General features: G+C 56.4%; 33 protein-coding genes. 9 read left to right on the forward strand and 24 right to left on the reverse strand.

Annotated features, from left to right (window positions below):
* Nucleotides 1-168 precede the first annotated feature (168 nt).
* Genes AXW11_RS17695 through AXW11_RS17705 form a run of 3 tightly spaced genes read left to right on the forward strand, consistent with a single transcriptional unit; the run spans nucleotide 169 to nucleotide 3902 of the window.
* Complete coding sequence (locus tag AXW11_RS17695; protein WP_143071156.1) at nucleotides 169-2673, forward strand: LamG domain-containing protein; 2505 nt, start codon at nucleotides 169-171, stop codon at nucleotides 2671-2673.
* A 10-nt stretch (nucleotides 2674-2683) separates the two neighbouring features.
* Complete coding sequence (locus tag AXW11_RS17700) at nucleotides 2684-3565, forward strand: hypothetical protein (protein WP_091643295.1); 882 nt, start codon at nucleotides 2684-2686, stop codon at nucleotides 3563-3565.
* Between the two features lies 1 nt (nucleotide 3566).
* Complete coding sequence (locus tag AXW11_RS17705; RefSeq protein ID WP_041334336.1) at nucleotides 3567-3902, forward strand: hypothetical protein; 336 nt, start codon at nucleotides 3567-3569, stop codon at nucleotides 3900-3902.
* A 54-nt stretch (nucleotides 3903-3956) separates the two neighbouring features.
* Here AXW11_RS17705 and AXW11_RS17710 read toward each other — a convergent pair whose 3' ends face one another.
* Together AXW11_RS17710 and AXW11_RS17715 are read right to left on the reverse strand one after the other, a co-directional pair.
* Nucleotides 3957-5153 (reverse strand): glycosyltransferase, encoded by a 1197-nt coding sequence (locus tag AXW11_RS17710; RefSeq protein ID WP_091643298.1) that lies wholly within the window; start codon nucleotides 5151-5153, stop codon nucleotides 3957-3959.
* A gap of 30 nt (nucleotides 5154-5183) precedes the next feature.
* Complete coding sequence (locus AXW11_RS17715; protein WP_041334344.1) at nucleotides 5184-5906, reverse strand: FMN-dependent NADH-azoreductase; 723 nt, start codon at nucleotides 5904-5906, stop codon at nucleotides 5184-5186.
* Between the two features lie 121 nt (nucleotides 5907-6027).
* Here AXW11_RS17715 and gcvA point away from each other — a divergent pair, with 121 nt between their 5' ends.
* Nucleotides 6028-6945: a transcriptional regulator GcvA gene (gene gcvA / locus AXW11_RS17720; protein WP_091643301.1), complete on the forward strand. Its 918-nt coding sequence runs from the start codon at nucleotides 6028-6030 to the stop codon at nucleotides 6943-6945.
* A 3-nt stretch (nucleotides 6946-6948) separates the two neighbouring features.
* Here gcvA and AXW11_RS17725 read toward each other — a convergent pair whose 3' ends face one another.
* On the reverse strand, nucleotides 6949-7584 hold the full coding sequence (locus AXW11_RS17725; protein ID WP_082040553.1) for a glutathione S-transferase family protein: 636 nt from the start codon (nucleotides 7582-7584) through the stop codon (nucleotides 6949-6951).
* A gap of 150 nt (nucleotides 7585-7734) precedes the next feature.
* Here AXW11_RS17725 and AXW11_RS17730 point away from each other — a divergent pair, with 150 nt between their 5' ends.
* Nucleotides 7735-8691, forward strand: coding sequence for a helix-turn-helix transcriptional regulator (locus AXW11_RS17730; RefSeq protein ID WP_041334349.1), 957 nt, complete (start codon nucleotides 7735-7737; stop codon nucleotides 8689-8691).
* 4 nt (nucleotides 8692-8695) lie between these two features.
* On the opposite strand, the gene AXW11_RS17735 is transcribed toward AXW11_RS17730, so the two are convergent.
* The 4 genes from AXW11_RS17735 to AXW11_RS17750 all read right to left on the reverse strand — a co-directional run bounded on the left by AXW11_RS17735 (nucleotide 8696) and on the right by AXW11_RS17750 (nucleotide 12296).
* Nucleotides 8696-10321, reverse strand: a complete 1626-nt coding sequence (locus AXW11_RS17735) for a phytoene desaturase family protein (RefSeq protein ID WP_041334351.1) — start codon at nucleotides 10319-10321, stop codon at nucleotides 8696-8698.
* Complete coding sequence (locus AXW11_RS17740) at nucleotides 10318-10956, reverse strand: TetR/AcrR family transcriptional regulator (protein ID WP_036202530.1); 639 nt, start codon at nucleotides 10954-10956, stop codon at nucleotides 10318-10320. The genes AXW11_RS17735 and AXW11_RS17740 overlap by 4 nt, the downstream gene beginning before the upstream one ends.
* A gap of 112 nt (nucleotides 10957-11068) precedes the next feature.
* Nucleotides 11069-11842 (reverse strand): DODA-type extradiol aromatic ring-opening family dioxygenase, encoded by a 774-nt coding sequence (locus tag AXW11_RS17745; protein WP_041334353.1) that lies wholly within the window; start codon nucleotides 11840-11842, stop codon nucleotides 11069-11071.
* A gap of 16 nt (nucleotides 11843-11858) precedes the next feature.
* A complete protein-coding gene (locus AXW11_RS17750) occupies nucleotides 11859-12296 on the reverse strand; it encodes a DoxX family protein (RefSeq protein ID WP_041334355.1) in 438 nt (145 codons plus the stop codon).
* Between the two features lie 117 nt (nucleotides 12297-12413).
* Here AXW11_RS17750 and AXW11_RS17755 point away from each other — a divergent pair, with 117 nt between their 5' ends.
* Complete coding sequence (locus AXW11_RS17755) at nucleotides 12414-13304, forward strand: LysR family transcriptional regulator (RefSeq protein WP_041334358.1); 891 nt, start codon at nucleotides 12414-12416, stop codon at nucleotides 13302-13304.
* A gap of 14 nt (nucleotides 13305-13318) precedes the next feature.
* Here AXW11_RS17755 and AXW11_RS17760 read toward each other — a convergent pair whose 3' ends face one another.
* The 6 genes from AXW11_RS17760 to AXW11_RS17785 all read right to left on the reverse strand — a co-directional run bounded on the left by AXW11_RS17760 (nucleotide 13319) and on the right by AXW11_RS17785 (nucleotide 16735).
* Complete coding sequence (locus AXW11_RS17760; protein ID WP_041334360.1) at nucleotides 13319-13804, reverse strand: VOC family protein; 486 nt, start codon at nucleotides 13802-13804, stop codon at nucleotides 13319-13321.
* 24 nt (nucleotides 13805-13828) lie between these two features.
* On the reverse strand, nucleotides 13829-14650 hold the full coding sequence (locus tag AXW11_RS17765) for a YciI family protein (RefSeq protein WP_091643304.1): 822 nt from the start codon (nucleotides 14648-14650) through the stop codon (nucleotides 13829-13831).
* Between the two features lie 96 nt (nucleotides 14651-14746).
* Complete coding sequence (locus tag AXW11_RS17770) at nucleotides 14747-14959, reverse strand: hypothetical protein (RefSeq protein ID WP_036202542.1); 213 nt, start codon at nucleotides 14957-14959, stop codon at nucleotides 14747-14749.
* Nucleotides 14960-15001: 42 nt separating this feature from the next.
* Nucleotides 15002-15616 (reverse strand): class I SAM-dependent methyltransferase, encoded by a 615-nt coding sequence (locus AXW11_RS17775; protein ID WP_091643306.1) that lies wholly within the window; start codon nucleotides 15614-15616, stop codon nucleotides 15002-15004.
* Between the two features lie 226 nt (nucleotides 15617-15842).
* Nucleotides 15843-16475, reverse strand: coding sequence for a glutathione S-transferase family protein (locus AXW11_RS17780; RefSeq protein ID WP_091643309.1), 633 nt, complete (start codon nucleotides 16473-16475; stop codon nucleotides 15843-15845).
* Nucleotides 16476-16612: 137 nt separating this feature from the next.
* The gene (locus AXW11_RS17785) at nucleotides 16613-16735 is read right to left on the reverse strand and encodes a hypothetical protein (protein ID WP_258955214.1); all 123 of its coding nucleotides are present in this window, start codon (nucleotides 16733-16735) and stop codon (nucleotides 16613-16615) included.
* Nucleotides 16736-16918: 183 nt separating this feature from the next.
* On the opposite strand from AXW11_RS17785, the gene AXW11_RS17790 reads away from it, so the two are divergent.
* A complete protein-coding gene (locus AXW11_RS17790; protein ID WP_041334363.1) occupies nucleotides 16919-17158 on the forward strand; it encodes a type II toxin-antitoxin system ParD family antitoxin in 240 nt (79 codons plus the stop codon).
* Entirely contained in the window at nucleotides 17158-17454 is a 297-nt protein-coding gene (locus AXW11_RS17795) for a type II toxin-antitoxin system RelE/ParE family toxin (protein ID WP_041334366.1), read from the forward strand. Before AXW11_RS17790 ends, AXW11_RS17795 begins: the two co-directional genes overlap by 1 nt.
* Nucleotides 17455-17471: 17 nt before the next feature.
* Here the strand turns inward: AXW11_RS17795 and AXW11_RS17800 are convergent, their stop codons facing one another.
* Together AXW11_RS17800 and AXW11_RS17805 are read right to left on the reverse strand one after the other, a co-directional pair.
* Nucleotides 17472-18113 (reverse strand): DUF2959 domain-containing protein, encoded by a 642-nt coding sequence (locus tag AXW11_RS17800; protein WP_091643394.1) that lies wholly within the window; start codon nucleotides 18111-18113, stop codon nucleotides 17472-17474.
* A 159-nt stretch (nucleotides 18114-18272) separates the two neighbouring features.
* A complete protein-coding gene (locus AXW11_RS17805; protein ID WP_091643312.1) occupies nucleotides 18273-19358 on the reverse strand; it encodes an aldo/keto reductase in 1086 nt (361 codons plus the stop codon).
* A 169-nt stretch (nucleotides 19359-19527) separates the two neighbouring features.
* Between AXW11_RS17805 and AXW11_RS17810 the strand changes: the two genes are divergently transcribed.
* Nucleotides 19528-20487 (forward strand): AraC family transcriptional regulator, encoded by a 960-nt coding sequence (locus AXW11_RS17810; protein WP_228301445.1) that lies wholly within the window; start codon nucleotides 19528-19530, stop codon nucleotides 20485-20487.
* A gap of 12 nt (nucleotides 20488-20499) precedes the next feature.
* Here the strand turns inward: AXW11_RS17810 and AXW11_RS17815 are convergent, their stop codons facing one another.
* The 9 genes from AXW11_RS17815 to AXW11_RS17855 all read right to left on the reverse strand — a co-directional run.
* On the reverse strand, nucleotides 20500-20817 hold the full coding sequence (locus tag AXW11_RS17815) for an antibiotic biosynthesis monooxygenase family protein (protein WP_041334370.1): 318 nt from the start codon (nucleotides 20815-20817) through the stop codon (nucleotides 20500-20502).
* A gap of 42 nt (nucleotides 20818-20859) precedes the next feature.
* The gene (locus tag AXW11_RS17820; RefSeq protein WP_052479486.1) at nucleotides 20860-21174 is read right to left on the reverse strand and encodes a GNAT family N-acetyltransferase; all 315 of its coding nucleotides are present in this window, start codon (nucleotides 21172-21174) and stop codon (nucleotides 20860-20862) included.
* Between the two features lie 13 nt (nucleotides 21175-21187).
* On the reverse strand, nucleotides 21188-21586 hold the full coding sequence (locus AXW11_RS17825; protein ID WP_052479487.1) for a YciI family protein: 399 nt from the start codon (nucleotides 21584-21586) through the stop codon (nucleotides 21188-21190).
* Nucleotides 21587-21750: 164 nt separating this feature from the next.
* Nucleotides 21751-22074: a hypothetical protein gene (locus tag AXW11_RS17830; RefSeq protein ID WP_041334375.1), complete on the reverse strand. Its 324-nt coding sequence runs from the start codon at nucleotides 22072-22074 to the stop codon at nucleotides 21751-21753.
* Complete coding sequence (locus AXW11_RS17835) at nucleotides 22071-22382, reverse strand: hypothetical protein (protein WP_041334378.1); 312 nt, start codon at nucleotides 22380-22382, stop codon at nucleotides 22071-22073. Before AXW11_RS17835 ends, AXW11_RS17830 begins: the two co-directional genes overlap by 4 nt.
* An 81-nt stretch (nucleotides 22383-22463) precedes the next feature.
* Nucleotides 22464-22958: a P-loop nucleotide/nucleoside kinase family protein gene (locus AXW11_RS17840; protein ID WP_041334381.1), complete on the reverse strand. Its 495-nt coding sequence runs from the start codon at nucleotides 22956-22958 to the stop codon at nucleotides 22464-22466.
* A gap of 93 nt (nucleotides 22959-23051) precedes the next feature.
* The gene (locus AXW11_RS17845) at nucleotides 23052-23354 is read right to left on the reverse strand and encodes a type II toxin-antitoxin system RelE/ParE family toxin (protein WP_041334383.1); all 303 of its coding nucleotides are present in this window, start codon (nucleotides 23352-23354) and stop codon (nucleotides 23052-23054) included.
* Nucleotides 23342-23599 (reverse strand): type II toxin-antitoxin system Phd/YefM family antitoxin, encoded by a 258-nt coding sequence (locus AXW11_RS17850; protein WP_041334385.1) that lies wholly within the window; start codon nucleotides 23597-23599, stop codon nucleotides 23342-23344. Before AXW11_RS17850 ends, AXW11_RS17845 begins: the two co-directional genes overlap by 13 nt.
* A 217-nt stretch (nucleotides 23600-23816) precedes the next feature.
* Nucleotides 23817-24789 (reverse strand): AMP-binding protein (locus tag AXW11_RS17855; RefSeq protein WP_286792521.1); only part of this gene is annotated, 973 nt, incomplete at its 5' end.

A 24789-nucleotide genomic window follows, 5' to 3' on the forward strand; every position in this document is an offset into this window, starting at 1 on the left:
GAGGAATCTGACGACCCAGACACTCAAAAAGCGGTCACTGAAAACTGATGAAAACCGGACAATCTAAACTGATAAAAAGCGGTCAAAACTCACCGTTGTTGACACGGAAAACTGGACAACCTGGGCTTCGCACTTGATCTCAAGCCCATGAATGCCGGTGGTTCACTGGTGAACCTTGGGAACGGCGCACAAAAACTGACCCAGACCAGTTCCGGCCGTCTGGTTTATGAGGTACGTACGGCCAATGGTACATACAGCGTTGAGGGTGAGCTTCTGGCGAACAACCAGTGGCATCGCGTGGCAGCACGCTATCACAATGGGCAGATCGAACTGTGGGTGAATGGCAACACCTATTCGGAGGAAGCCACCGGCAACTTGGTGCACAACTCCGTTGCTCTTCGCCAACTTGAGGTTGGTAAAGGGTTCCACGGCCAGCTCAACAGCCTGAAGTGGTTCGATTGGACCTCGCAACCGGTCATGACCTTCGACGACGGCAGCGTTGAGAAGACGGTGACTGTTGGCCAGGATGGCTACACCGAAATGACCCTTCAGAGCACCGGCGCAATGGGCGCGGGCGGCAGCGAACTGATGACGCAACGCATCGCGGTTCATACCGACATGGTGCGCCAGTACGCATCTCTGCTCTCTCGCGAGGCTTTCGCGACCCTGGCTGGCCAGTATGCCGACACCCTGGATAACTCGGCGCCACCCATTAACGTCGCCGGATTGGACCCGAATTATCAGCCGGTGTCCCTGCCGTTTGTATCGAAGGCGTACGCGGCGGACGGCGAGAGCAGCTTCGCCTGGAGCCTGATCAACTGGTTCATCCCCATCGAAGATTTCGGTATCGTGCTGGACCAGCTTGGCTATCTGGTCAGCGACCCGGAGAAGTTCGACGGCATGGAATTTACCATTGCTCTGGTGAACACCATTACCATCTTCCCACCGGCCAAACCGCTGAAGCTGTTTACCACGCCTTTGAGAGCCCTGTTCCGCTCCATGGACAAGGTGAACCCGAAGTTTGCGAAGCACTTCGCGGGGTATCTCGGCAAAGTGGTTCAGAAGGCAAAGAAAGGCGATTTTGACACCCTCTGGAATACGTTGCCCTTCCTGGTGCTGGCCGCGGAACTCTACAGTGACCCGGACGCCCGGGAAGGGCTGGAGTTCCTGTTCAGTACGGTAGACAGTGCCGATGATGTGCTGGCCTGGGTGAATTACCTGGGCTTGCCGGCTAACGGCTGGGAAGGTGAGGGCGAGCCACCCACGGTGCCGGCGTTTGGGGATGATCCGCAGGTGGCTCAGAACCTTCCATTGGGTTGGTTAGTGCCACAGGCGCAGGCCAATGTGGTTACGGGTGCTGTTCGGCGTGTCACCGCCAAGTTTTTGGGCGTTGTGCTCAAAAATCTGTCGACAAGGGTAACCGGGCAGGAAGCGAAGAATATCCCTGATGCCATCAGGATTGTTCGTAGGCAGTTGCCGGATGTGAACGCCAGGGACCTACGAAAGTACGCATTTAGTACAGACATGCTCAAGAGCTCGGCGTGGATGATGACCCAGTCCGGTAGCCGGGCCCTGAGGAACTTCGTTCGCGGGAAAACAAACATGCGATACCAACCGATCACAGTTATGGCGATCGTGGCGTATCTTGGCTGGGAGTCTGGTTGTGGCGTTGCATTGGATCAGGAGGCGGATGCAGAACCGCCAGCACCTGGAGTTGCGCCGGGCATGCCTCTTTCCGAAAAAATGAAGTGCAATGGAATAGGTTTGAATGAGCAAGTTCGAGGCCAGGTTGGCAAGAAACTGGCTGCTGTATTTGCCGATTCATTTGATCGAAAGCTAAGTGAAGTCAAAAGTGGAGTGAGTGCCAAAAGTGGCCACGGCAATCTTTTCCAATTGGGAGAAACAGCGTTCCATCAGTTGAAGCACCGGTATGCAGGTGGCCTTCCGGTTAAGGCGTTGGAGAGGGCTCGTTGGGTCGGGGTGTTTGACAGTCCTGAACAAATGGATCGGGCTGAGCAGAGTGCAGATATTGGGCTTAAATGTCCGACAAACTGCGTGACGAAAATCCAGCGCAACGTAGACATCGTTTTGGGAGGACCTGACCTTGACTCCCCCGAGCATTGGATCAAACTAAAATCCTACCAATCGCAGGTGTCCAAAAAAGTGGACAATAAATCACCGGACCGATATAGGCTCGCTTATCGTGGGGGGCAGCTTGAGCGCTGGAACATGAGGCCCCGCCAGCCGGCGAACATGACCATGCACAAGCAGTTCAGTGTTGATGTGGCTGCGACAGTTGCAGAAGTCGCTTGGTTGCCGAAAAGTCAGACAGGTGAGGGTGTCTATGTACAGAAAGTGCAGGTGCCTGAGGCCCGCTGGAGGTTTCAAGCATTTAAGGTCGATAAGCAGCCCCTAAAACTTTACGAAGTGAGCCCGCTGTTGGGCAAGAAAGGCAAGGATAAGAGTATTCGTGATCTATTTAGCGAGTCTCCTATAGCGAAATCTCCCTCTGACAAGGATGTTGTATCCACGTCCTATCGGTGGGCGAGTAATGTGGAGCAACGAGCGGAATTGGTGACGCAAACAAGGTTAATAGCGGAATTATTGAGCAGCAAGGTGTCGGATTTGATCACCAGAGAAAAGCCTTCTTTCTCAGACCCTGAAACTGACTAAGGTGAGTAAGATGCTTGAATTTACACGGGACCCCGAGTGGCAGCGCAAAAGGGAAGAATCATGGAAAGCTGTTGAAGAAGACATTCAGGAGGGTTTGACGAGAAAGCGGGTCAATGAGTTCAAGTCATACTACATCACTGGATTGATTCCAGGTGGTGTAAAGATCGGTCCAGGAATGGCAATGCGCTTACTGCCAGACCCTTCAATTGAGGGCATTCAGTATTGTCTGAAAATAAATTATCCAGATGGGTTGTCGGCTCAAGACATGGTGGAGCTTCAGCGAGTTCTGTCTATAGGGGTTAATGGTATAAGAGAATTAAGTCGCGAAGGTCAGGTAAAGGTTTTTCGTTATGTGATGGGGGATGCGTTTGATCCACATAGAGATTTTCCATTTAAAATAGGAGAGGGTGAAGAGGTTTATAAGGTTACTGTCAAACCTATGTATATACTAAATGGAGCTCTTGTTTCTCTAGTTCAATGGGTAGAAGGGCTTGAATACAGCGATTCTTTTCCTTTTTGGGCTGAATTAACGAAGTATATTTTATCAGTATTTATGCATGTCAATCCTAATATCTTTACTTTTAGCGCAGCTGTCAACATAGATAACCGGAAAGAATATTCAAGAGAAGAACGGACAGCTATTAACTATACGTGGCGCCTATTTCGTCATTGTATATCTCCTCCCAGCAGTATCGACGACTCCATCGAAGGCCAACAACGAAAGCGCTTTCTCGAAGAGTTCAGGGCGGAGTTCGAGAAACTTAATGAATACCCCGGTGAATTAGAAAAAATCTGGCGGGAAATACAAATCCAGGAGGGAGTCATTAAGGCCGGTCCTGCTGAAAATATCTGGCGCAAACTGGCCCGAAAAGGTGTTCCCGGTGGACAATAGAATGCAGGTGCGGTTCACCGCAAAACCCGAACATCAAGAGGCCTGGAAAACCATCCTGAACGGACTTTGTGAAGACTTCGAATCCGGAATGGCCTTTCAGGATCGCATGCTGGAGCACTTCGGAGAAGAAGTTGATGCGTGTCTTGAGGAACTTCTGGAAAGCTGGGGAACGGAGGTTTTCTATGTCGAGACCTGGGAGCAGGAGGGCAACCGATTCCTCTTCGAGATTCCCGCAACCAGCGACTGGGAGGACCTGGTGGAGGATCTAAAAAAGCTGTTTCTGCTTTGCCCGGTTTCGGATCTGGTTATTGAGTTTATTCCTGATGGTGATGAGTAGTCCCATCAAGCCTAGACTTTCATCCAAGATGTCTTGGTCTTTCTAATCGGCCCTTCAGTGCCGAACCACCCCCTCAATCCCATCACAAACAGTCTCAACAAACGACACCTCCCCGAACTCTGCATTCTCCTCCGCCAAGGCATTGGCTCGTTGCGCCATGGTGTCGCTGGTCATGAAATTCTGAAAGCGTTGCTGTATTTCTGAGTTGTCAGATTTCCGGCCAATCCAGTCGCCATTGCCAACCTCCCGGATGCGGTACGAATTGAAGGTCTGTTCGATCTGGGTGGGTAGCGTGAATGCGGGCTTACCGGCGAGCACCACCTGGCAGAGTGTACCTATGCCTCCATGGAGCACTGCGCCATCCGCCTCTACCAAGGACTTCTCAACATTGAGGGGCTGGTTAGAGAGTTGAAACTTGCCGCCGGTTTCGGGCTTCAAGTCTGGCGGGAGGTCGCCTGGGAAATAGCCTCTCACAACAGCCTCGCTGTTCTTCAGCAGCCTCAGTACGGTATCAACGTGGGGGCGGCTTGGCTTCAGGTAGACGAATATTCGCTTGCCTGACACAGCCCCCCAGTCGGCGGTCTCGAAATTGTCGCCGCTCGGTGTCGTACCAACGTAGTGCGCGTCTTGGCGGTAATGTCGGTGGCTGTCAAACATCGGCAATTCGGTGATAAAAGCCGCCTCGTGCTTGAACACATCGGAAAAGTGATGAACCGGTTGGAAACCGAGGCGCGCTGCGGTGGTGTTGATGTTGTCGACGATCTGCCGTTCCTTTTGGCGCATCACATTCAGCGGTGCTGGAATCCACGGGCAGATGTCCTGCCCAGGCATGCCAGGCTGTGGAAAGGAAAAACTGTTCGAGAAAACGACGCGGGGAATGTTGAAGCGACTGGCCGCAAGCAGGGCGGTGGGTGCGTAGTCGATAACGACAGCATCCGGTGCTGTCACCTCCAGAAGGGATGACCAGGCCTGGACCAAAGACGTCAGGCCATCAACGGTTCCGTAGCCACGGTAGGCAAGGATGTCCGCCATGGTTTTTGTCAGTGGTGGTTTACGGGGCCGAGGCAGCCACACGGGTGACTGCATCAGCTGAATATCAGAGCCACTGAAAAACAGACTTGCGCGGGAGAGGTCTTTAACCGCAACGGTGACCTTGTGGCGACGTGCGACCAACTCCTTGGCAACGACTGCTATGCGGGCAAGATGGCCCAGGTCTTCGCCCAGTTCCCAGGCAAACAATATGTGGCTCATAAATTCGAGGGCCGATTCTGGTGTTCGTGTTTAGGCAGAGTTTAACTGAGAAACAGGGGCTTTGTCGGTACCAACAACAACTGGTGCTCCCTGCAACGCCAGCACTAGTTCATCCACCCGCCGTTCCGCCTCAGCAACGGATTGCGCCAACACATCACCGCCTTCCTCCTGATTTTCAATGGCAATGCTATGTACATTGGTGATGCCGATAAACTCAAGCACCGTGGTCAGGCCTGGCTCAAGGTGATTCATATGTGCCAGCTCGCCTCCCGGTCCAAAGCCAACGCCACCGCGGGACGACAGGATAACCGCATGGCGCGGGCGGTCGGCGAGTAGCGGGGTAAAGGGGGCTTCGGGAGTGGAGGGGTCGTATTCCACAGTCCTGCCCATGCGAACCACCAGGTCCACCCATGCCTTCAGCGCTGCTGGCATACCAAAATTATAGAGTGGCGCGCCAATGACCAGGATGTCCGAGGCGACCAGTTCATCGATCAGTTGGTCACTTTCTGCCAGTGTGTCGTTCATCCAGGGCTCGTGCTTTTCGGGTGGAGCAAAGGCCGCCTGTATCCATTGCTGATCAATGAAGGATGGGGGCGTGCCACCGATATCGCGGTAGGTCACGGTATCGCCAGGGCGTTGGGCCTGCCACCGGGAAACAAACCGGTGTGTCAGGCTGCGGCTGTGGGAACCGTGTTCATGGATGCCGGCGCGGCCGGGACGGGCAGAGGCGTCGAGTTGCAGGATATGAGTCATGCGGAGCTCCATTCGGTTGTAGGAAAATTCATCTGTTGTTGACGGTGAATTAAGCCTAAAGTCATACTTAGAGGGCCACAAACGATGATTTCTTTCGCCTATAGATGAGGTGAGCTCATTCATGAATCCCCGCCGCTTGCCTTCGCTGTCCGCCCTGCGAGCCTTTGAGGCCGCCGCCCGCCATGAGAGTGCCAAACAGGCTGCCCAGGAACTTTCGGTGACCGCCACGGCGATCAGTCATCAGATTCGCGGGCTTGAAGAGGCGCTTGGGGTGGAGCTGTTCGTTCGCAAACCCCGGCAACTGTTGCTGACGCCTAAGGGGCGGGATTTACAGGAAGTGCTGGGAACCGCCTTCGACAACATCGGCAATGCCATCGAGCGATTGAAGGCAGTGCCGTCGCGACAGGCGGTGACCCTGTCGACCACGCCGGCTGTGGCGGTGCGCTGGTTGTTGTCCTGGGTGTGTATGTTGCGGGACAGCCATCCGGACATTGACCTGCGCATTCACGCCTCACACGAAGCCGTGGCCCTGGATGGGGTGACGGCGGACCTCGCCATTCGCTATGGCGATGGGCAATGGCCGGGCCTGGTTGCGGAGAAGCTGTTCGATAACACCTTTATTCCTGCCTGCAGTCCCCATCTTGGGCTGACGAGGATGGAGGATTTACCGAATCATCCGCTGATCCACTTCCGGCCGCAGCGAGTATCGGTGAGCCCGGTAGACTGGGCAGGCTGGCAGAAGCAGGCGGGGCTATCCGGGCTGGATGTCAGTGCCGGTTTGGTGTTCTCGGACGAGACCCACACCATTTCCGCTGCCGTGGGTGGCCAGGGCGTGGCACTGATGAGCCGGCCGTTGATTGAGGATGAGTTGGCCGAAGGACGGCTGGTACAGCCCTTCGGTCCGGAGCTGGAAGGCAAACCATTTTACCTGGTGTACCCGGAAAGCCGCCGGCAGGACCCGACGATACTGGCCATCCGCGATTGGGTACTGAATGTACCCGGAGGATTATGCCCAGTATCGCCGGCCGCTTCCGCCTGAGCGTCAGGCTGTGACAGCTTTCATCGACTCCACCAGGGCATCATCCAGCTCATTGGCACGCTTGGCCGCTGGCCGGCTTTCCGTGCGTTGGATGTACTCCTGGAATACCTTGTTCGGCGGAATGTTTTTCTGCATGGTTTCCCACCACAGGTAACTGCTGACCAGCACATCCGCTGCGGTATACGTGTCACCGCAAATGTAGGGACTCTTGCCCAACACTTTCTCCAGCGTGTTGATACTGTCTTCCACCCGGCCGCAACCGACGGCCTGCACGTTTGTGCTGTCGATCTTCCAGCCGTGGGCCAGCGCACTGGTAGCCATCTCGAAAGGGCCCGCCATGAAAAACAGCCAGCGGTAATAGGCGCCACGTTCCGGAGAGGCAGCCGGTGGGGCAAGCTTCTTGTCCGGGAACTGGTCCGCCAGGTAAGCGCAGATGGCCGCCACCTCGGTCACAATGGTGCTGCCGTGTTTGATGGCGGGCACCTTGCCCATGGGATTGATGGCCAGGTATTCCGGGGTTTTCATGTCCGGGCCGAAATCCATCGTCTCTACCGTGTAGGGGATACCGACTTCTTCCAACATCCAGCGTACAACGCGGCCACGTGACATGGGGTGGGTGTAAAAGGTGAGTTCCGACATGCTGATCTCCTTTTCGAGCCTGTTTTTTCAAGGGTATGGGTTACTGCGAGATCAGATTAATGTGGAATTAGGCGAATATCTGTCCTAGATAAATGGGAAGATGCATTTGTAATGTAGAAAAGCCGAAAAGCTGCCAGGAGGTAGGTCACGATGTCTGGTCCCACGACCCGCGTGTTAACCGTGTTGGAATTGTTGCAGACCCACGGCCAGATCGGCGGTGCCGAACTGGCGGAGCGGCTGGGCGTGGATCGGCGAACCATCCGACGCTACATCACAGTGCTCGAAGAGCTGGGCATTCCGGTGATGACCGAGCAGGGGCGCTATGGTGGATACCGGCTGGTGGCCGGTTTCAAGTTGCCGCCGATGATGTTTACCGACGAGGAAACCCTGGCGGTTTCCCTCGGGCTGCTGGCCGCCCGACAGCTTGGGCTGGCGGATGCGGCGCCGGCCATTGCCAGCGTGCAGGCGAAGCTGGAACGGGTGATGCCGGCCAACCTGAAAAAGCGGGTACGCGGTGTCAGCGACACCACTCGGGTGATCCTTCCCCGGGGCGAACCCAGCTTGGACGACCGCGCCCTGCAAACCCTGACCGTTGCCACGGAAGCGATGCGCTCGGTGGGGTTTACCTACCACTCCCCGGATCACGGCGGGATCGACCGCAGCGTGGATCCCTACGGCCTGGTGTTCCGTCAGGGGCGCTGGTATCTAACTGGCTTTTGCCATCTCCGCCAGGCCATGCGCTCGTTCCGGCTGGACCGCATCAGCCATGTCCATCTGTTAACGGCCACTTTTCAGCGGCCACCGGATTTTGATGCGGCGGATTTCCTGAGTGAGAGCTTCCTGTCCTGGGGGCGTACCCACGAGGTGTCGCTGGTGCTCCATACGGACCGTGAGTCGGCCTCAGCCGTGTTTGGTTTTCATTCCTCCTGTGCGGAGGGATTCGAACAGCGTGAAGATGGCTTGTTGCTAACCACCCAAACCGACAGTTTCGAGTGGTTTTCCTGGTGGCTGGCACAGCTCCCGTTCCGGTTTACCATCCTCAAGCCGGATGGGCTCAAGGACGCGTTGCGGGAGCATGCCACGCGGTTGCTGGAATGTTGTGAGTGAGGATTTACCCCACAAACATCCTCTTCGCCAACGGCAACCCCTTCAGGCCACTGACCGCCACGGTGGCGAGCAGGCCGCCGATCATTGCCCCGGCCACACCGCAGGTCATCACATCCTGGCCGGTCAGGTACAGGCCGGGAATGCGGGTCTTGGGCTTCAGCCAGTCCTGTTCAAAGCGGCTGGGCGAATGGTTCAGGCCATAGATCTCGCCCTTGCTGTAGCGGCAGAAGTAATCGGTAGACAGCGGCGTCGACAGCTCGTAGTAATCCACCTTGCCTTCCAGGTGAGGGAACTTCTCATACAGCTTCGCCAGTAGCCGCTGGGCGTAGGCTTCTTTCTTTGCCTCATACTCGTCGCCACGTTTACCCCAGGTCTCGTCCGCCCAGTCTTCGTACCAGTCATAAGGCCCGGGGGCGACGATCTCGATCGTGGCGCGGCCGGGATAGCGCTCGGCAAAGCTTGGGTCTTTGGCGGAAGGGAACGAGATGTACGTCAGCGGGATGTCGTGTTCGTCCGGCGCGGCCACAAAGTCGCTGACCTGCTTCTCGTAGTTGGTGCCCGGATAGATCCAGTAGTTGGTTTTCGGCAACTTCAGGTTCTCAGCGGTATCTTCCAGGCCGATGTACAGGCAGTTGCTGGCCATCGAGCGTTCCACGGTTTTCAGCTTTTCCTGGTAATAGTCCCGGTGGGGTGAGGTTTCCGGCAGCAGTTTGTCGAACGTGTTGAATACGCCGGCATTGCTGATCACCAGCGGGGCACGAACGTCCTCGCCGTCTGCCATGCGCACACCCACGGCCTTGCCTTTTTCGATCAGAATTTCTTTTACGTCGGCATAGGTGAACACTTCCCCGCCACTCTGCTGGATGACCGGAATAATGGTCTTCGCCATTTCAGAGGCACCGCCGATGGGGTAGTAGCCGCCGTACAGGTAGTGGCGGGCAATCAGGGCGTGGATGATGAAGCTGGATTCTGCTGGAGGCAGGCCGTTGTCGCCCCACTGGCCGGTGAGCACTGCGATCAGTTCCTGGTTGTTGGTCAGGCCTTCCAGAACCTCTCGTGTAGGCTTGTTGAGGAATGCAGGTGCGGTGCGGTCGACCAGCTTGCGCAGGGGCCCGGCGGCCAGGTCCGGAAGTACCTTGCCGATCACCAGCCCCGGCATGGCTTTGGCCACTTGCCGCAGATAACCCAGGTAGGTGTCTATGGCCTGTTCCTCGCCGGGAAACTCCTTCTTTAACTCTGCTTTGAAGGCGTCCGGGCCGGCGACAAGATCCACGTGGCGGTTACCAATAAAGATGCGGTCAAAGTGGCTGTCCATGGGTGCCCACTTCAACTGGCCGTCGGTAATGTGGTCGAACAGGCGTTTGCTCAGGGTGTGGTCTGCGCCCACATCCCCAATGTAATGCACACCTACATCCCATTCGTAGCCGTTGCGATCGTAGCTGTGTGTAAAGCCCCCGGCGGTGTAGTGCTGCTCGAACACCACCACTTTTTTACCCATTTTGCTCATGCAGGCGGCGGTGGTGAGCCCGCCAATACCGGAGCCGATGACAATGGCGTCGTAGGGGCCATCAAGACGATTGGCGCGATAACGGCGCCCGACACGGATAGTACTGGGTTTGGGGCTACTCATGACGTGGTGTCCTTATTGTGTTGTTTGTTTTCGGCAATTGAGCCATCGAGCAGGAGTGTGACAACACCTTCGGCCAGGTGAGGTTCCGCCTTCGTGCTGGGCAGGTGCCCGTCGATAGACAACTGGGACAGGCCATGTACCAGGGACCAGGCGGCAGCTGTCATCAGTGACAACGGAATCGGTTTGACGTAACCGACCGCCTGCGCTTGTGCAATGGTGTCTTCCAGGACCTGGAAAGCTCCCTTTCCGGCGGTGTCCAGGCGCGGGTGAACACCTTTGGGCAGTACCCGCCCGCCAAACATCAGCCGGTACAAATTGGGTTCGTCCCGGGCGAACGACACGTAAACCAGGCCGATATCAATCAGTGCCCGCCTGGGGTCGCTTTGATCAACGGCGAGCAGTCGTTCCCGTAGTGCACTGAAACCGGTAATGGCGAGCTCTGCGAGCAGGCTGTCCCGGTCAACGAAGTGTCGATACAGCGCAGGTGCACTGACCCCGATCTGCTTGGCCAGGGCCCGCAGGCTAATCGCCGCATCGCCATGTTCCCGCAGAATTTCCAGGGCTAACTGATGCGCCTGTTGGGGCAGGTCACCATGGTGGTAATTGGTTTTGAGTGAGGTGGAGCTAACAGCCATAAGTTATCACCGATAACATTGTTACCGGTGATAACATCACAGGGTGCAGGAGATTGTCAACTGTATTCGGAGGTCGCTTGTTCGCTTTGTGCGGCAGCAAAGGTTCCGGGTTTCAGGCATTGCGAAAGATAAAGGAATCCATCGACAGCACACCATGCTCAACGCCGCCCTCAATGACCGAGCCGCGTGCGTCGGGGCCAGCGGCACCCAGTGCAACCAGCAACGGCAGAAAATGCTCCGTGGTGGGGTGCGCACGCCGGGCATGGGGCGCGAGCGCCAGAGTGTTTATCAGGCGTGCCTGGTCATTTTCCAGAACCGCTTCACGAACCCATTGGCTAAAGGCCTTTGCGTACTCTGCACTGTTGTTATCCCTCCAGCGTACCTCGTAGAGGTTATGGGTCAGACTGCCCGAACCGACGATCAGCACACCTTCCTCCTGCAGCGGCGCCAGCACCTGGCCCAGTTGGTAGGCGGACTGGCTGTCGAGGTTCGCTGGCAGAGACACCTGGAACACCGGCACCGACGCCCCCGGGTACAGGTACGTCAGTGGCACCCATGCACCATGGTCCAGGCCGCGATGGGCATCGGCGACGGGTTTCCATCCGGCGTTATCCAGCAGAGACAGTGCCTTCTTTGCGAGCGAGGGATGACCATGCGCCGGGTACTCCAGTTCGTACATGGCGGGCTCAAAGCCTCGAAAGTCATGGATGGTGGGCGGTACCTCCGACAGACCCACCTGTACTTCCTGTGTCATCCAGTGGGGCGACACCACCAGCACCGCTGTTGGTCGGGGCAGTTCCGTTCCAAGCTGCGAGAGGGCCGGGCCTGCCAGGCCCGGCTCCAGTGCAAAGGTGGGAGCGCCGTGGGATACGAACAGACTGGTCATGGCGCGATACTCCTGTTTATTTCGTTGCCAAACGGTCTACGGAAGCGTGCCCGGCACCGCTAAACATCAGGGACACCGACGCCGCCAGTAATGCCAACCCGAATTCATAGCCGTTGTTGCTCATGAACAGGCCATTCTGGAAATGCACGCTGAAGATGGCAATCAACATGGCGAAGGCCAGCGCTGCACTGGCGGGGCGAACCAGTAGCCCGATGATCAGCGCCAGGCCGCCCAGGAACTCGGTGCCACCGGCCAGAAGAGCCATGAGGTAACCCGGGCTCAGGCCGATGGAATCCATCCATTGCCCGGTGCCTTCCAGTCCGTAGCCACCGAACCAGCTAAACAGCTTCTGGGCGCCATGAGCCACGAAGATGATGCCAACGGGAATGCGCAGGGCAAGGGCGCCCCAGCCAGCGTTGGTGTCGAGCAGTTTGTTGAGGAATGTATTGTTCATGATCCTGTTTCCTTGTGTATGAGATGTGTGTTGAGCATGGGGATACTTTACGAATATCTAATTTTGGGATAAACATGCCTTTATTGGATTAACTGTCTCAAAAATCGGAACAATAGAATGGATAGATTGCTGGAGATGCAGACCTTCTGCGCCGTTGTGGACGAGAGCAGTTTTGTGGCCGCCTCGGAGGCAATGGGGATGTCGAAAGCCGCTGTATCCCGCTACGTTGGTGAACTCGAGTCCCGGCTTGGGGTGCGACTTCTTCACCGCACCACCCGGCGACTGTCGCTGACCGCGGAAGGGGAAGTGTTCTACGTGCGATGCCGGGAACTGCTGGCGGGAGTGGAAGAGGCGGAGGCAGAACTGACCTCACGCAGCGGCGTCGCCAAGGGAGTGTTGCGCATCAATGCCCCGGTGAGTTTTGGCATTCGCCACCTGGCGCCCTTGTGGGGGCAGTTTCATAGTGAATATCCGGATGTGGAACTCAACATCGACCTGTCCGACCGCATTGTGGATATTGTTGAGGAAGGCTTTGATCTGGCGATCCGAATTGCCAGCTTGAGAAATTCCACCCTGGTCAGCCGTCGTCTCACCACCACGCGGCTTGTTGTCTGCGCCTCTCCCGGATACCTCAGCGCCCAAGGCACGCCAGAACATCCCGAGGATCTGATCCATCACAAGATCATCGCCTACAGCAACCTGGCCACGGGTAACGACTGGCATTTTGACGGTCCGGATGGATCAGTGAGCACGCGTATACGCCCCTGGATGCATGCCAACAACGGCGAAACCTGCTGTGCCGCCGCCTTGGCCGGTCAAGGGGTGATCCACCAGCCCAGTTTCCTGGTGCAGGATGATCTGGACGCAGGCCGACTGGTGGAGCTGATGCCGGATTACCGCTCCGACGAACTGGGTGTGTACGCGGTCTATCCCACCCGCAAGTTCGTCACTCCCAAGGTGAGGGCGCTGGTGGATTTCCTGGTGTCGGCGTTTCCGGAGGTTGTGTAGGCGTGGCTGTGTTTCTACCCTCGCCGTGCCGCCTCAATAGCCGCAACATCAATCTTGCCCATTGTCATCATGGCCTCGAACACCCGTTTCGCGGTTGCGCGGTCCGGGTCGGCAATGGCGTCTGACAGCACCTGCGGCGTAATCTGCCAGGAAATACCCCACTTGTCCCGGCACCAGCCGCAGGCGCTTTCCTCGCCGCCGTTGCCCACAATCGCGTTCCAGTAGCGATCGGTTTCCTCCTGATCCGCGGTGGCCACCTGGAATGAAAACGCTTCGCTGTGCGTGAAGATGGGGCCACCGTTGAGCCCGAGGCAGGGAATGCCCAGCACGGTAAACTCCACCGTCAGTACATCCCCTTCCGCGCCTGATGGGTAGTCTGCCGGCGCATGATTTACAGCATCCACGGACGAATCCGGGAAGGTTCTGGCGTAGAAATTTGCCGCCTCCTCAGCATCGCCGTTGTACCAGAGGCATATGGTGTTTTTCGCTCGCTTGGTCATTGCATGGCTCCCGGTTGTTGTCATTTACTGGCACTGCTCAAGCCCGCTGCTGATCATCCACTGGACCCCAAATCGATCCTTGGTCATTCCGAAACGATGAGCCCAGAAGGTCTGTTCGAACGGCATGATCTCTGCGCCTCCTTCGGACAGTGCCCGGAAAACCCGCTCCGCCTGCTCGGTATCATCGTATTCAAGGTGGATCTGCGTACCCTGCGGCGCCTGATAACAGTCTCCCGCCATATCCGCCCCCATCAGCCGACGGCCACGGATGTTAAGGGAGGAATGAACAACGCGGTCGTGCATTTCCTTCGGCACATCCTCTGCCGCTGGCGTTTCGCCGTAGGTAATCACGGCTTCCAGAGTGCCGGCGGTGACCTCCGCATAGAATTCCATGGCTTCCCGGCAGTTGCCGCCAAACGCCACGTGCACGTTCATCTCCCGTGGCAGTTTTTCCTGCGAACGATGCTTCTCAAGTGCGGGGCTGGGCGCGAAATCCTCCAGCGTAAAGTAACGGCGTAACTCAAGGGTGACATTGCCGCCAGCATCCTCTTTTGGCCACTGTTTTGCCCAGGCGATGGCGTCTTCAAAAGAATCCACCTCAAGCACACTGTAGCCGGCCAGCAGCTCGCTGGTCTGCTCGAAGGGCCCGTTGATAACAGTTGGCTCACCGTTGCGGAACTGAATGCGGCAGCCTTCGCGGGTGGGCCATAAACCGTCGCCACCGGTAAACACCCCTGCCTGCGTCATCCGCTCGTTATAGTCCGCCATCGCCTGCAAGAGGTCATCCGTGGGCATTACGCCATTCTCGGTGTCCGCATCGGCCTTGCGCATCAGCATGTATTTCATGTCGTCGTTCTCCAGTGATTGTTGGTGGTTTCACTGGTTAGTCGCGTGGGACGGGACGAAATCGACAGGGGAAGGAAAAATTTTCAGGAACGTCGTTTATTGTGCGTCTTTTGCCTGTTCCGCCGCTCGTTTGTTGTCCCGTGCGGTAAAGCCCCAGCCAACGGCGGCAAGGAGAATCAACCCGGTAATAATTGGTGATACCTCCCCGAACGAGACTACCGCGCCGATGACAGACGCCACGGCTGCAACGGCAGACAGTTTCCAGGAGTAGCCGCTGGTTCCGGACTGTTTTTGAGGTACTTCTGCCATACTAAATCCTCGTTGAGCCAACAGGGTTCTCTGTTGACGGGGTCACTTCCGGGCCACCAAAAACACTGACGACTTACCCGGCTGCCATTCATAATCGATGCTGAACCCTGCCTTGGCCAGCATCGCTACCAGTGATTGCCGGCTAAAGCGGTTCACGAACGGCGCCAACCCCACCGCCTGCATGGCTGGAATCAACAGCCGCCAGAGCACCATCAGTTCACCCACCAGAGCAGTGCTGGAAACAAAAACGCCACCGGGTTTCAGCAGTTCATGAACCCGGGCAATCGCCGTTTCGGGGTTGTCCAGCAGATGGAGAATATTGAGCCCCAGCACCGCATCAAAGGTTTCCGCCTCCAGCGCCAGGCTTTCCAGGGTGCCCTGCTGAAAGCGCACGTTCTCGACACCAGCATCGCGGGCTTTCTGCGTGGCGATGTCCAGCATTTTGCCGGATATGTCGGTCGCAAGAATTTCTTTTACATAGGGCGCATGAACCAGGGCAGTGCTGCCGGTTCCACAGCCGAACTCCAGTACCGACCAGTCTGGCCGGAAATATCCTTGGGTGATGTCGAGTTTTTTCCGGTAGGTTTCCTCGTCCCGCACCGGGCTTTTCGCATATCGGGGTGCGCTCTTGTCCCAGAATTCCTTTGATGCCTTCATCTTGCAAACGCTCCTGTAAGCGGGCCAAAGGGAACCTAGCGCTCGCTGAATCCCAGCGCTCTATAGTACGAGAGGAGCGCAGCTTTGTGGAGGCCGTCGAAGGTACCCTGAATGCACCTTCGACACTTTGTCGTTCTGACTCTGTGGTGAGCGCCCCCGTCCGGGCAGTGCGGAGTGCCAGAGGTGGGTATTAAGCTGCAGCCGGCTATGGTGCTCTTATTGGCCCTCAGCCACTGTTTTCCATCGCAGCGAACGCTTCAGCGATGGTTGGCGGAGCTGTGGGGCGAGCGTACATTGCCTTTAGATAGTCCCGCAACCGCGGAGCGCTCGCAAGCATCTCATCTGTGTTCGCCCAGTCCAGTGTATACGCCGCGTTGAAATCCGCCACGCTTAGCCGGTCGCCAACCATGAACTCGCGTTCCGACATGTGCCGTTCAAGCACCTCTATCATTTCCAGGCATTCCTGTCTCGCCAGCTCGACATCCTGAGGTATTCGCTTCTCGTCCGGGTAAACGAACGTGTGGCGGGCGATGCGCCACAAAGGTTGTTCGACCTCGGTCACAAGGAAGAACATCCAGCGGTACATCTGTGCCCTGTCTTCCAATGTCTCGGGAATGAATCCGGCCTGAGGGTATTTTTCGGCCAGGTAGAGCTGGATTGCGGCTGATTCAGTTAACACAAGGTTTCCATCCACCAATACCGGCACCCTGGCGGCAGGGTTGAGAGAAAGAAAGTCCTGTTGGTGATGCTCATCCTGCATAAGATCTACCGGGTGCAGTTCGTGCTCAAGGCCCAGTTCGTTAAGCAGCCAGACAACGCGCAAAGCGCGGGTTGGGGGTGTTCCGTATAATTTCAGCATTTCCTGCTCCTCCGATGCGCGGGCACCGTTTGTTCGATGGGTTCTTAATTAAGTCGAACCGGAGCATGTGAAATCGACATCACATTGTAATTTTACCTTTGAGCAATGATTGAAGTTAACGAGTCACTTCCGGGCGATTAGGAAAACCGATCCCGAACCGACCAGTCTGGCCGGAAGTATCCCTGAGTGATCGCCAGTTTCTTACGGTAGGTTTCCTCGTCCCGCACCGGGCTCTTGGCGTAGCGGGGCGTTCCCGGCATCAGACACGAACTTGCCCCCTTTCAATATAGGAGCGCAGCTTTGTGGAGGCCGTCGAAGGCAGCTTCGACACTTTGTCGCTCTGACTCTGCGGGTGGCGGTGATAAGGGAGGCATCGCACGGATTGAAATGCACCCCAGTCTAGATCAAAATATACCAATTATTGGTACCAGTGAGGTGTCACGATGCAAAAGAATACTAGCATCACTTTAGGCCAACACTTTGATGCGTTCATTACAGAACAGCTCAAAAATGGGCGATACAGCTCGACCAGCGAAGTTGTACGTGCAGGGTTGCGCCTGCTTGAAGAGTCTGAAACCCGTCTGACAACACTCCGAAAATTACTTAAGGAAGGAGAGGACAGTGGTTTTGAAGACTACTCCTACGATTCATTCATTCAGGAGCTGGATAGCGAAAAACGATAATGCCAAACTTCAAGCTTTCCAGGAAGGCCAAAGCTGATCTTAGATCGATTGCACTTTACACGGAACGTAAATGGGGTCGAGATCAACGAAATCATTACCTCCTTCAGTTCGACCAGTGTTTCCACCTCCTGGGCGAAAACCCGAACCTGGGGCGGGCCTGCCACGAAATCAGCCCTGGCTACCAGCAATACCCTCAGGGCAGCCATATCATTTTTTATCGGTTAGCTGCAGACGGTGCAACTGAAATTATCCGGATCCTTCATAAGCGCATGTTGCCCGAGGGGCATTTGCTATAGGGCTTCGTCGCTCTGACTTACTGACGAAAACGCCGGATAAATGCCTCGGATTCCGCAATCGACTGCTCCATATTGCGAATCAGCGCATCCACGTCCTGGCGGATACCCACCAGCTCATTCTCCAGCGAGCCGATCGCCTGGGCGTTCAGATTGTGCTTGAGATACAGCACCTGATCCTGAAATGCCTCCAGTACCGGGTCCATGCGCTCCTCGGCATCGTGCATGCGGCTGATCAACTGGCTGTACTGGGTGCGGGTTTCATCAAGCTGTTGTTCGCTGCTGCGGCGCAGGGAGTCGCTTTCGTATTCACCGAGTTCGTCTTCCCATTCATCGAAGAGGGCTTCTGCAACGTCTTCCACCTTGTCGATACGGTCACGGACATCTTCCGCGCTGGACTTGCTGTCTTCGTAGGCATCGCTGATCTCGGCGTAGCGATCTTTGAGATCGGTATCCGGCGTGTCCACCACGCTCTGGAAGCGCTCAAGGGACGAGCGGAACGTCTCCTGGGCATCGTTCTGGCTGTCTCGGGCATTTTCCACCCGGTCCACCAGGATGTCGCGCTTTTCAAAGCCGAGCTTTTCCATGGTGTTGTAGTACAGCGAGGAACAACCGCCCAGCAGCGCGACACTAAGTAACACCAGCCAAAGCCACCGGGTCATGGATGGCATTATTGAACTGGCAGTGACTGGGGTGGACATAGGGTCGTCTCCGGTTGGGGTGTGTAGGTACGAACCCGGAAAGTGAAGCATGATGGCGGCCTACTGACAAGCTGCCACGGACACCTTCCGTGAGCACCGCCAATGCTCCCGGGTCGAATATCACGCCTTCATATGCGCCCGATAAGCCCCCTGTCGCTCCAGCATCCAGCCCGGATACTCCGACGGTAGGCGGCTGACCTCATCCAGAGCTGCCAGTTCGTCGGCTGAGAACCGGATCTGTGCCGCCAGGAGATTGTCCCGCAACTGGTCTACCCGCTTGGCCCCGACAATCACACTGGTCACGGCGTTCTGGTGCAACAGCCAGGCAAGCGCAATCTGAGCCACACTGACGGGCTGGCCGTCGACCTTCTTGCCGGTGGCGATCTCCCGCATCACGGCGATGACAGCACTGCCACGCTCCCGGTTGACGGGCGGGAAATCAAACTTGGCGCGCCGGCTCTCCTCGGAGGCGTCCGGCCCTTCGTACTTGCCGGAGAGGTAGCCGCCTGCCAGCGGGCTCCACACCATCAAGCCGATGTTTTCGGACTCCAGCATGGGGATCGCTTCCCGTTCGAGATCCCGGCCCACCAGGGTGTAGTAGGCCTGCAGTGACAGAATCGGGCACAGGCGGCGGGCGCGGGTAATGCCCACGGCTTTCATCACCTGCCAGGCGGCCCAGTTCGACAGGCCGACGTAACGGACGTGGCCGTGTTGCACCAGAGTATTCAGCGCCTCCAGGGTCTCCTCTATCGGCGTGGCCGGGTCGAAGCCGTGGATCTGGTACAAGTCGATGTAGTCGGTTTGCAATCGCTGCAGGCTGGCATTGCACTCGCTCATGATGTGGCCCCGGGAGGCGCCACGGGCGTTGGGACCTTCGCCCATCGGGCCGAGCACCTTGGTGGCCAGTACGACATCTTCGCGGCGAACGTCCAGATTCTTTAAGGACTGCCCCACGATGCGTTCACTGGCACCACCACCGTACACGTTGGCGGTATCGATAAAGTTGATGCCCGCCTCCAGGGCCGTCTTCATCAGCTGATCGGCCTGTTCCTGCTGCAACTGGCCGATCAGCCCCCACATGTCGTCCCCGCCGCCGAAGGTCATGGTGCCCAGGCACAGTTCCGATACAAACAGCCCCGAGTTGCCCAGCGTCCGCAGGCGCAGGGGTGCGTCATGGGTGGATTGGGGTATGTTGGGCGTTGTCATAGCTGATCACCTTTTTGTTATGGATGAACCTGCCGGAGCAGGGCCGTGGGTTCATACTAGGCGACGCACGGCCAATCGAGCTGGCGAAAACTCTCAGAGGATTGCACAATCCTCTCAACCTGATCTCAACGCGCGGATGCCCCTGCTGAAGTTCGGCGCCGGACAGTCTATGATCCCATCAGAACAGGAGATCACCATGACCGCCCAGCCCAACGTCATACCAATGCAACCGGACAACCCATCCCTGAGCCGGCTCCGTGATCTTGTCGAGCAACAATGGCAGACCCATGGCCCGGAGAGCGCGATAGACGGTTTACGCCTGACCCACGCCCTGGTGCCCAGTGGCACCATCCGGGCTCTTTATCAGACCTCGTTCTGCATCGTATTGCAGGGGGCCAAGGTAACGGCGGTTGGGGAGTCGGCTTTTCATTATCGCCAGGGCGAGTGCCTGCTGGCGTCCGTCAATGTGCCAGTGAACTCCCGGATCGTGCAGGCCTCCCCCGATATGCCGTATCTGGCGCTGAGCCTGTCGATTGATCCGGCGATGATTTCCGAGCTGCTGGTGACCCATCCGGAAATGGCGTATCGGGGCCCAAAACAACCGGCACTGGTCACGGCCGGGATGCCGGATGACCTGTACGATCCTGTCATCCGCCTGCTCCGGTTGCTTGATCAACCGGATGACCATGAAGTTCTGGAGCCGCTTGTTCGTCGGGAAATCTGTTGGCGTATATTGCGTTCGCCGCTGGGGCCGGCCCTGCAGCAGATCGGCCTGAAGGACAGCGACACCGCCCGCATTGGCCGGGTAACGGCCTGGATGCAGGCGAACTACCAACAGCCCTTCCGGGTGGCCGAGCTGGCGGCAATGGCGAGTATGAGCCCGGCGACCTTCCACCGGCATTTCAAGAGCATCACCCGGTTAACGCCTGTGCAATTCCAGAAGCTGGTGCGCCTGCAGGAAGCCCGGCGGCTGCTGTTAAGCGATCAGGAAGTGGCGAGTGTTGGCTACCGGGTCGGCTATGAAAGCCCGTCCCAGTTCAGCCGCGATTACCGCAAACTGTTTGGCGCACCACCGGGGCGGGACAAGGCCGTGATGCGTTCCAGCGTGGCGATTGAGAGTGATGTATGAGGGGGTTGCCGGTCAAATACCGTACTCCCGCTCAACCTTCGCAATCCGCACCCGGAAACTGGAATACCATTGCCTATGCCCAAGCCGCTGGGCCTCCTGATGCTCCGCGTTCTGTTTCCAGTTGCGAATAGCCTCAAGGCTTTCCCAGTAGGACACCGTAATGCCCAGATCTTCCCGGGCGGATTCCATACCCAGGTATCCGGGTTGTTGTGCCGCTAGTTCAGCCATTCGTTCGGCCATTTCGCCGTAGCCGTTGTCGCCCTCGGTACGGTGGCTGGTGAAAATGACGGCGTAGTAGGGGGGAGTGGGGGTGTTGGCGATTTCTGACATGGCGTGCTCCAGGGAAAGTCCAGTACAAACGGGGGCTAATGGTTAGGCTTCTCTACTTCCCACTGCTCTCGTTGCAACCGGTAAAGCACATGTGGCCGCAACGGGGACGTACAGCCCGCAAAAGCCAATAAAGGGCTCGGCGCCCTTGATCTCTACCGCCCAGAACCCCCAGCCACGTTGTTTGATGAGCGAACGAATTGTCTCCGCCATTTCGTTGCTTGCATGCCTGCTCAGCGGCTCGGGGAAGAACTCCATAACCTTTGGGTCCGCGTTTAGAGCGGCGAACGGCTCGAGATCACTATCGCGCCATTGGCGCAAACGTAGTCGTTCGGTCTGAAATTCCAATAATTCTGCCATAATTGGATGAGCCTTACTCCTGACGACGGACGTTAGAAGCTGCCTCGCGGATCGCGGGGCAGAAGTTTATCGGACGGAGCTCGATGCCCCAGCCCAGTTCCTCGCCCATACGCGCTGCCGGGTGCAGCGAGGCGAGCTTAACCGCTGCGTCAAAGTCCGGCGCTTCGATGATCACCACGCCGCCCACGACTTCCTTGGTTTCCGCGAACGGCCCGTCGGTGACTATCAGTTTGCCGTCCTTGAGGCGCATCGACTTCGAGCTCCAGTCCAGGCTTCCGGCCCAGGTGACCTCGCCCGCCGCCTGCATCTCGGCGTCGAAGCGCTCGCATTTCTCTCCAACCTCGGCCAGTTCGTCTTTGCTCATCTGGTTGAATTTTTCTTCGTTTCCGTAGGCCAGCAGCATGTATTTCATGGTGTTTCTCCCGATCGTTGTTTCATCAAAAACCTTTGATAGGCTCATCGGGTAGTCGACTGGGCATCACGGTTTTCGACAATCGAGCGAATTTTTTCGATGTGGTCAGGAAATAAACTTGTCCCTGTTTTTGTAACAACCGAACCATGATGGGTGCCGAATCGTTATGGCCTGTTCTCAGATTCCAGCTCTTTGATGATTGGAATGTTCCGAAAAGGCTCGCGAAAATAGGGTATCGACTCCAGTTCCTTCCTCATCGCTTCTGGCAACTGGAAGTATCGCTCTTTCAGAGCCCAGGTCTCTTTCCCGTAGATCAGTGGCTTGACGCTGGAGATCAAATCTTCCACCTCTGTGTAGGCGGTAGATGCCTCCAGTTGCTCAATAACTGATTGTATATACCGATGTGCATCAGACGGGCCCCCTCCGGCCTGGCAACCTGCGGAAAGCAAACCCAGACAAAGCAGGATGGCGGATTTACGAATTCTCATGGCTGACACCCCGCTTCTACTGCGCGCCAGAATTGAGTCTGTTCGTAGGACAAGCCGGCGCGTAGGCGTTGCATCTGGGAGATGGTCACAATTCTTTTCCTGACCATCGGTGAAATGTGGGTCATTGCTTCCGCAAACTGGGCCCAGTCCGTGGAGTGGATGTTGTACGCAGCTTGTGCGGAATTATTGCCGAGGAAGATCGTTGTCAGCACACCTGCCGGCAACATGATTTCCAGCATGTTTCCATTGCGCTGGGCTTTTCGGATTGCTTCGTTCTTGAATTCCGGGGGATAACGTTGGCTGCTCATGACAATTCCTCCTATGCTCTAATCATAGGCTAGGAGTGCCTACTGCCTCGGGGTAAGTCCAGAACAAACTACAATAACTTGTTAGGCATTTATGACACGGCCATTTGCCAACTCTTGTTCGTCAGGGATCTCATACTTTGGCTCCATAAAGTTAAACATGAAGTCAGTAACTTCAAAGGAGTAAACGCTAGGGTCTTTCTCTACGTTTCTTTTTTCTACGCGCTTTTTGCGAACATCTTTTGGCGCACTTAAATAATGTACTTCTGACTCAATGTCGAGCTCCTTTGCTAGAGCAGCAAAATGACCGCGCTGCTCTTTAGTAGTGAAGCCTAAATCTAAAACCACGTTGCCGTTCAATTTTAAAATCTGTTCACCAACCTGCCAGATTTGAACATAGCACCGATATACCCTCTCAATCATCCAAGCATAATCAAGAGAGGTCATATCTTTTGAAAACAGATTCTGCATCCACGGATCTATAGAGAAGCGGACTGCCCCAATGTCCTTAGATAAAGATAAGGAATATGTGGTCTTCCCAACACCTGTTGGACCGGTAACAATAATTAGTCTCGCCATTGGTCGTGATTCTCTTTTGGTGCATAACGCTGAGCGCACCGGTGGCCTTGACGTAGTGAAGCGGAGGCAAGGGCATTCGAGTGACGCGCCTGGTTAGCTGCTCCCAAGCATGTATGCACGAAGCAGCCTCTCCTCTCGCATGACAAAGAGGACAAAAACCCGCGTCTCATCCTCACGATAAAAAATGCGACACGGAGGAACAACTACTTCCCTGTATACCGAATTAGGAAGCTCTGGAGGAATCCGCCCGGACTGCGGAAAACCTTCCAAACGGTCGGTTTTATCGAAAACCTCTTCTACCAGGCGGCTTGCAGCGGTGGGATTATCCAGAGCAATGTACTCTGCGATTGCGCTTAACTCTTGAAGGGCCGGCTCAGTCCAGATTACTTCAGCCATTTACTCATTTTCTCCCTGGCCTCATTTTGACTGTACGTTCTTCCCTCAAGTACAGCACGCTCTCCTCGTGAGAGCCCTTCAAGTAGCTCAAGCCGACGCTGCATGAATTCGTAATCCTGCACATCAACAAGATAAGCCGATGGCTGGCCATGCTCGGTGATCAATACCGGCTCTTTAGACAGATGCAGGTCTGCCAAGATTTTTGTAGCTTGGCGCTTAAGGTTTGTAACAAGCTCAATTTTCATGGGCCCACCCTGATCCAAATTTATAGTGACACTATAGTATCACTTTTCGGGTGAGGCGATCATAGCTAACAGCAGTTGGATCGACGTCGCAGTGATTGCGTATATTTGACCGCCGCATGATTCCAATTTCTCTGGGAGCGTATACGCAGAGTACACAAAGCACAAACCCCAGCACATGGCTGGGGTCTGAGGTAAGAGCGGATTAAGAGGAGGGGCGTTACTTCTTCAACCCCATCTCCTCAATCGAAATCTCCCGCATCTTGAACTTCTGGATCTTCCCGGTGACGGTCATCGGGAATTCATCCACGAACTTGTAGTTCCTGGGGATCTTGAAGTGGGCGATTTTGCCTTTGCAGAATTCCCGCAGCTCGTCGCCGGTGACCGGGTCTGCGTCGGGGCGTAGTTTCACCCAGGCGATGAGTTCTTCACCGTACTTGTCGTCGGGAATGCCGGTCACCTGCACTTCCTCGATGGCGGGGTGGGTGTAGAGGAACTCCTCGATTTCTTTCGGGTAGATGTTCTCGCCGCCGCGGATGACCATGTCCTTGATGCGGCCGACGATCTGGATGTAACCGTCTTCGTCCATGGTGGCCAGGTCACCGGTGTGCATCCAGCCGGCGCTATCGATGGCTTCGCGGGTTTTCTCGTCGTTGTTCCAGTACTTCAGCATCACGCTGTAGCCACGGGTGCACAGCTCGCCGATTTCGCCGCGTGGGACCACGTTGCCGTTGCCGGGGTCGACGATTTTGGTTTCCAGGTGGGGCTGGGTGCGGCCCACGGTGGTGACCTGTTTCTCGAACGGGTCCAGGGAGCTGGTCTGGGTGGACACGGGGCTGGTTTCGGTCATGCCGTAGGCAATCTGCACTTCTTTCATGTTCATCTTGCCGTTGACCTTTTTCATCACCTCTGCCGGGCAGATGGAACCAGCCATGATGCCGGTGCGCAGGGTGGAAAGGTCGTAGGTTTCGAAGTCCGGCTCGGCCAGTTCGGCGATGAACATGGTGGGCACGCCGTACAGGGCGGTGGCTTTTTCCTGGTGCACGGCCTGCAGTACGGATTTGGGCTCGAAGCCTTCACCCGGGTAGATCATGGTGGCGCCATGGGTGATGCAGCCCAGGTTGCCCATCACCATGCCGAAGCAGTGGTACAGGGGCACGGGAATTACCAGGCGGTCTTTCTCGGTGAGCAGT

It is taken from the genome of Marinobacter sp. Hex_13 (assembly GCF_001566815.1).
Classification (GTDB): Bacteria; Pseudomonadota; Gammaproteobacteria; order Pseudomonadales; family Oleiphilaceae; genus Marinobacter; species Marinobacter salarius.

Bases quoted from the DNA above. Each gene is read 5' to 3' on its own strand.
- AXW11_RS17780 (WP_091643309.1), bottom strand. From the start codon at position 16,475: ATGCTGAAATTATACGGAACACCCCCAACCCGCGCTTTGCGCGTTGTC.
- AXW11_RS17840 (WP_041334381.1), bottom strand. From the start codon at position 22,958: ATGGCGAGACTAATTATTGTTACCGGTCCAACAGGTGTTGGGAAGACC.
- AXW11_RS17805 (WP_091643312.1), bottom strand. From the start codon at position 19,358: ATGACAACGCCCAACATACCCCAATCCACCCATGACGCACCCCTGCGC.
- AXW11_RS17785 (WP_258955214.1), bottom strand. From the start codon at position 16,735: ATGCCGGGAACGCCCCGCTACGCCAAGAGCCCGGTGCGGGACGAGGAA.
- AXW11_RS17815 (WP_041334370.1), bottom strand. From the start codon at position 20,817: ATGTCAGAAATCGCCAACACCCCCACTCCCCCCTACTACGCCGTCATT.
- AXW11_RS17705 (WP_041334336.1), top strand. From the start codon at position 3,567: ATGCAGGTGCGGTTCACCGCAAAACCCGAACATCAAGAGGCCTGGAAA.
- AXW11_RS17735 (WP_041334351.1), bottom strand. From the start codon at position 10,321: ATGAGTAGCCCCAAACCCAGTACTATCCGTGTCGGGCGCCGTTATCGC.
- AXW11_RS17725 (WP_082040553.1), bottom strand. From the start codon at position 7,584: ATGTCGGAACTCACCTTTTACACCCACCCCATGTCACGTGGCCGCGTT.
- AXW11_RS17750 (WP_041334355.1), bottom strand. From the start codon at position 12,296: ATGAACAATACATTCCTCAACAAACTGCTCGACACCAACGCTGGCTGG.
- AXW11_RS17745 (WP_041334353.1), bottom strand. From the start codon at position 11,842: ATGACCAGTCTGTTCGTATCCCACGGCGCTCCCACCTTTGCACTGGAG.
- AXW11_RS17800 (WP_091643394.1), bottom strand. From the start codon at position 18,113: ATGACCCGGTGGCTTTGGCTGGTGTTACTTAGTGTCGCGCTGCTGGGC.
- AXW11_RS17825 (WP_052479487.1), bottom strand. From the start codon at position 21,586: ATGAAATACATGCTGCTGGCCTACGGAAACGAAGAAAAATTCAACCAG.
- AXW11_RS17775 (WP_091643306.1), bottom strand. From the start codon at position 15,616: ATGAAGGCATCAAAGGAATTCTGGGACAAGAGCGCACCCCGATATGCG.
- AXW11_RS17715 (WP_041334344.1), bottom strand. From the start codon at position 5,906: ATGACTCATATCCTGCAACTCGACGCCTCTGCCCGTCCCGGCCGCGCC.
- AXW11_RS17850 (WP_041334385.1), bottom strand. From the start codon at position 23,599: ATGAAAATTGAGCTTGTTACAAACCTTAAGCGCCAAGCTACAAAAATC.
- AXW11_RS17770 (WP_036202542.1), bottom strand. From the start codon at position 14,959: ATGGCAGAAGTACCTCAAAAACAGTCCGGAACCAGCGGCTACTCCTGG.
- AXW11_RS17730 (WP_041334349.1), top strand. From the start codon at position 7,735: ATGTCTGGTCCCACGACCCGCGTGTTAACCGTGTTGGAATTGTTGCAG.
- AXW11_RS17830 (WP_041334375.1), bottom strand. From the start codon at position 22,074: ATGAGAATTCGTAAATCCGCCATCCTGCTTTGTCTGGGTTTGCTTTCC.
- AXW11_RS17820 (WP_052479486.1), bottom strand. From the start codon at position 21,174: ATGGCAGAATTATTGGAATTTCAGACCGAACGACTACGTTTGCGCCAA.
- AXW11_RS17795 (WP_041334366.1), top strand. From the start codon at position 17,158: ATGCCAAACTTCAAGCTTTCCAGGAAGGCCAAAGCTGATCTTAGATCG.
- AXW11_RS17760 (WP_041334360.1), bottom strand. From the start codon at position 13,804: ATGACCAAGCGAGCGAAAAACACCATATGCCTCTGGTACAACGGCGAT.
- AXW11_RS17810 (WP_228301445.1), top strand. From the start codon at position 19,528: ATGATCCCATCAGAACAGGAGATCACCATGACCGCCCAGCCCAACGTC.
- AXW11_RS17835 (WP_041334378.1), bottom strand. From the start codon at position 22,382: ATGAGCAGCCAACGTTATCCCCCGGAATTCAAGAACGAAGCAATCCGA.
- AXW11_RS17765 (WP_091643304.1), bottom strand. From the start codon at position 14,650: ATGAAATACATGCTGATGCGCAAGGCCGATGCGGACACCGAGAATGGC.
- AXW11_RS17845 (WP_041334383.1), bottom strand. From the start codon at position 23,354: ATGGCTGAAGTAATCTGGACTGAGCCGGCCCTTCAAGAGTTAAGCGCA.
- AXW11_RS17740 (WP_036202530.1), bottom strand. From the start codon at position 10,956: ATGGCTGTTAGCTCCACCTCACTCAAAACCAATTACCACCATGGTGAC.
- AXW11_RS17700 (WP_091643295.1), top strand. From the start codon at position 2,684: ATGCTTGAATTTACACGGGACCCCGAGTGGCAGCGCAAAAGGGAAGAA.
- AXW11_RS17710 (WP_091643298.1), bottom strand. From the start codon at position 5,153: ATGAGCCACATATTGTTTGCCTGGGAACTGGGCGAAGACCTGGGCCAT.
- gcvA (WP_091643301.1), top strand. From the start codon at position 6,028: ATGAATCCCCGCCGCTTGCCTTCGCTGTCCGCCCTGCGAGCCTTTGAG.
- AXW11_RS17790 (WP_041334363.1), top strand. From the start codon at position 16,919: ATGCAAAAGAATACTAGCATCACTTTAGGCCAACACTTTGATGCGTTC.
- AXW11_RS17755 (WP_041334358.1), top strand. From the start codon at position 12,414: ATGGATAGATTGCTGGAGATGCAGACCTTCTGCGCCGTTGTGGACGAG.